Here is a 3,641-nt window from a genome sequence, read left to right as displayed (position 1 = left end):
ATTCAACTGCGATCCCGAGCGGGCGCTTCAACCACGAAGGCGACAACTCTGTCAGGAACATGGCGATACCGAAGGACACCGGCACCGCGATCAACAGCGCGATGAACGAGGTCATCAGCGTGCCGTAGATCATCACCAGGCCACCGAATTGCTCCTGAACAGGATCCCATTCGGTGCGCCACAGAAAGCTGATGCCATATGTCTTGATGGCAGGCCACGCGCCCACGATCAAGGAGCCGATGATGCCCAGCAACAAAGCCAGTGTCAGCAAGGCGGCAGCACGAGCCAGGCCGGCAAACACAGCGTCGGCCCACGGCAGATTGACGCGACGGGAAGGAGGATTCGTCATAGGGCGGCCCTTGGTGCCACGAGAAGGCGGAGCATTGGCATCATCCATGTCAGCAGGAAGAATGGCAGTCATCGAGTGCCTCCGTTGGCTGGGAACATCCGGGTCATGTACAACTAGAGAGAACAACAAGGCCGGACACCTGCGAAACAAGTGCCCGGCGCAGAGATAGCATCAATACAGCGCGATCACTTGTAGGAGACGGCCTTGCCAGCCGTGTCAGCGATGCTGGCCCACTGCTTGCGCACCAGGTCCTTCACCGACGCAGGCAGCGGCACGTATTCCAGATCAGCAGCAGTCTTGTCACCGTTGATGTAAGCCCACTCGAAGAACTTCAAGGTGCTGGCAGCCTGTGCAGGCTTCTCCTGTGCCTTGTGCATCAGGATGAAGGTCGCACCGCTGAGAGGCCACGCGTTCTTGTCCGACTGGTTGGTCAGCACCTGGTAGAAGGACTTGTTCCACTCGGCGCCAGCAGCGGCAGCCTTGAAGGTGGCGTCATCAGGCTCAACATAGTTGCCAGCGGCATTCTTCAGCGCCACGTGCGACATCTTGTTTTGCTTGGCGTAAGCGTACTCAACGTAGCCGATCGAGTTCGGCAGACGCTGCACGAAAGCCGACACGCCTTCGTTGCCCTTGCCGCCGGCACCCGTAGGCCAGTTCACAGCCGTGCCTTCACCAACCTTGGCTTTCCACTCGGCGTTCACCTTGGACAGGTAGTTCGTGAAGATGAAGCTGGTGCCGGAGCCGTCAGCGCGGCGCACAGGCGCGATGGCGGCATCAGGCAAGGCCACGCCAGGGTTCAGCGCGACCAGCGCGGGGTCATTCCACTTGGTGATCTTGCCCAGATAGATGTTGCCCAGCACTTCGCCGGTCATCTTCAGTTGGCCGGGCGTGATGCCCTTGATGTTCACCACAGGCACCACACCACCGATCACGGTGGGGAACTGCACCAGGCCGTCCTTGGCCAGCTCTTCATCCTTGAGCGGCATGTCGGAAGCACCGAAGTCAACCGTCTTGGCCTTGATCTGCTTGATGCCAGCACCGGAACCGACGGACTGGTAATTGATGCGCACATTGGTGGCGGTGTTGAACGCGGACGCCCACTTGGCGTACAGCGGCGCGGGGAAGGTGGCACCTGCGCCAGTCACGTCCTCGGCCAAAACGGTGCCGGAAACCAGAGCCAGGGCGACAGCCGCGGCAGTGCGAATCATCTTGAAGCTCATGTGTACGCCTTTCCTGTCATGTGACAGACAAATTTCCATGCGGCGAACTGTAGAGGGCGATTGTGACGTGTCTGTGACACCGATTTTCACAATCGTCATAAATCCACAGCCCCTTGGGATCATGCTTTTCGTGACAGCTGCGTCATCCAACGGTCACGCAATGGTCACATGACAAATCTATCGTGCCGCCATGCGTTCAGGAACCATCTGACGCAAACACTTAGTACGGAGATTTTTCATGAGCCATCGTCGCCCTCACCTGCTGCTGAGCAGCTTGATCGCCCTGACTGTTGCTTTGACAGGTTGCGCCAGCACCGACATTGCCTCGACGCCCGCCAACGTGGTTGTGGCCGCCAACTCGAATGCCGATCTGACCACGTTTGCCAAACTGATCAAGCAAGCTGGCCTGGAAAGCACCCTGGAAGCCGCCGGCCCAGTTACCGTGTTTGCACCTTCTGACGAAGCATTCAAGGCCCTGCCTGCCGCCACGCTCGACAAGCTGAGCAAGGATCCCGAGCACCTCAAGAGCCTGCTGAACTATCACGTTGTGCCCGGCCTGATGAAGGCCAGCGATTTTGATGGCAGCAAGCAGATCGCCACGGCCAATGGCGCCAAAGTCACCGTGTCCAAGGCTGGTGATTTCGTGACCGTCGATGACGCGCTGGTCACCAAGGCCGACATTGCTTCGGGCAACGGCGTCATCCACGTGATTGACCGCCTGCTGACCCCGCCCAAAAAATAAGCCTGCCAACAAGCTTCGGGCACAAAAAAGCCGGCTTCATCAGCCGGCTTTTTCAATGGGCAAATAGGAGTTCAGTCTTGAACGGCATCGGCCAGCGCCTGGGCGCACTGATCGGCCAGTGCGCGATCCTCCGCCTCCACCATGACACGCAGCAAGGGCTCCGTGCCCGATGGGCGAATCAATACCCGACCACGGCCGTTCAGCTGAGCCAGCACGGTCTTCTGGGTATCGGCCAGCTTGGCGCTGCTACGCCAATCCTGCCCCGCCTTCAAGCGCACATTGATCAGGCGCTGCGGGAACAGGTTCACGCCATCCAGCCACTGCGCTAGCGACTTGCCACTGCGGGCCACGGCCTGCAGCACCTGCAAAGCACTGACGATGCCGTCACCTGTGGTGTGACGATCCAGCGCGATCAAATGGCCAGATCCTTCGCCACCCAGTTGCCAACCTCGGCACACCAGCTCTTCCAGGACGTAACGATCGCCCACCTTGGCACGAACGAAATCGATGCCCCGGTTCTGCAAGGCCAGCTCAATGGCCATATTGGTCATGAGCGTACCCACGGCGCCTGGTACAGCTTCGCCTTGGTCCAGCCGATCAGCCACCATCACATAAAGCAGCTCATCGCCGTTGTACAGACGCCCTTGCGCATCCACCAACTGCAGCCGATCGGCGTCGCCATCCAGCGCCACGCCGTAATGCGCACCGTGCTCCGCAACCGCCTTCACCAACGCTTCAGGGTGGGTGGCCCCAACGCCTTCATTGATGTTGAGCCCGGTGGGCGAGCAACCAATCGAGATGACCTCAGCGCCCAGTTCGTGAAAGACCTCGGGCGCCACCTGATAACCAGCGCCATGAGCCGCATCCACGACCAGCTTCAGTCCCTTGAGGGACATACTGGAGGCAAAAGTGCTCTTGCAGAATTCGATATAGCGGCCGCGTGCATCCTCTAGGCGGCGCGCCTTGCCCAGGTTGGCGGAATCAACCCAGCTGGGCGCATCGGTCAATGCGGCCTCAACTGCGATTTCCCATTCGTCAGGCAATTTCTCGCCTTTGGCCGAGAAAAACTTGATGCCGTTGTCCGCAAACGGGTTGTGAGATGCGCTGATCACCACACCAAGATTCAGGCGCAAAGCGCGCGTGAGATAAGCCACGCCGGGCGTAGGCAAGGGGCCAGTCAACAGCACATCCACACCAGCAGACGCAAAGCCGGCTTCCAGCGCCGACTCCAGCATGTAGCCAGAAATGCGAGTGTCCTTGCCAATCAGCACGGTGGGGCGCTTCTCCGTACGGCGCAGAACCTGGCCAACGGCATGCCCCAGTCTCAAAA

3 protein-coding genes and 1 pseudogene are annotated in these 3,641 nt (G+C 59.6%); 1 reads left to right on the top strand and 3 read right to left on the bottom strand.

Annotation, left to right across the window (positions count from 1 at the left end):
* Positions 1 to 349: pseudogene (gene pstC, locus EPO09_RS08700) on the bottom strand (phosphate ABC transporter permease PstC); the annotation flags it as partial.
* 185 nt (positions 350 to 534) lie between these two features.
* Positions 535 to 1,557 carry a phosphate ABC transporter substrate-binding protein PstS gene (pstS, locus tag EPO09_RS08695; protein ID WP_290642203.1) on the bottom strand — a complete coding sequence of 341 codons (1,023 nt, stop codon included), beginning with the start codon at positions 1,555 to 1,557 and terminating at the stop codon, positions 535 to 537.
* Positions 1,558 to 1,807: 250 nt separating this feature from the next.
* Between pstS and EPO09_RS08690 the strand changes: the two genes are divergently transcribed.
* On the top strand, positions 1,808 to 2,311 hold the full coding sequence (locus EPO09_RS08690) for a fasciclin domain-containing protein (RefSeq protein WP_290642201.1): 504 nt from the start codon (positions 1,808 to 1,810) through the stop codon (positions 2,309 to 2,311).
* A 71-nt stretch (positions 2,312 to 2,382) separates the two neighbouring features.
* Here the strand turns inward: EPO09_RS08690 and glmM are convergent.
* Positions 2,383 to 3,641 (bottom strand): phosphoglucosamine mutase (gene glmM, locus EPO09_RS08685; RefSeq protein WP_290642199.1); only part of this gene is annotated, 1,259 nt, incomplete at its 5' end.

It is taken from the genome of Aquabacterium sp. (assembly GCF_004297345.1).
In the GTDB taxonomy this organism is placed as follows: Bacteria; Pseudomonadota; Gammaproteobacteria; order Burkholderiales; family Burkholderiaceae_C; genus Aquabacterium.
This window is presented reverse-complemented; position numbering and strand designations above follow the sequence as displayed.

Excerpts from the sequence above, each read along its gene's own strand:
- pstS (WP_290642203.1), bottom strand. The coding sequence starts at position 1,557 with ATGATTCGCACTGCCGCGGCTGTCGCCCTGGCTCTGGTTTCCGGCACC.
- EPO09_RS08690 (WP_290642201.1), top strand. The coding sequence starts at position 1,808 with ATGAGCCATCGTCGCCCTCACCTGCTGCTGAGCAGCTTGATCGCCCTG.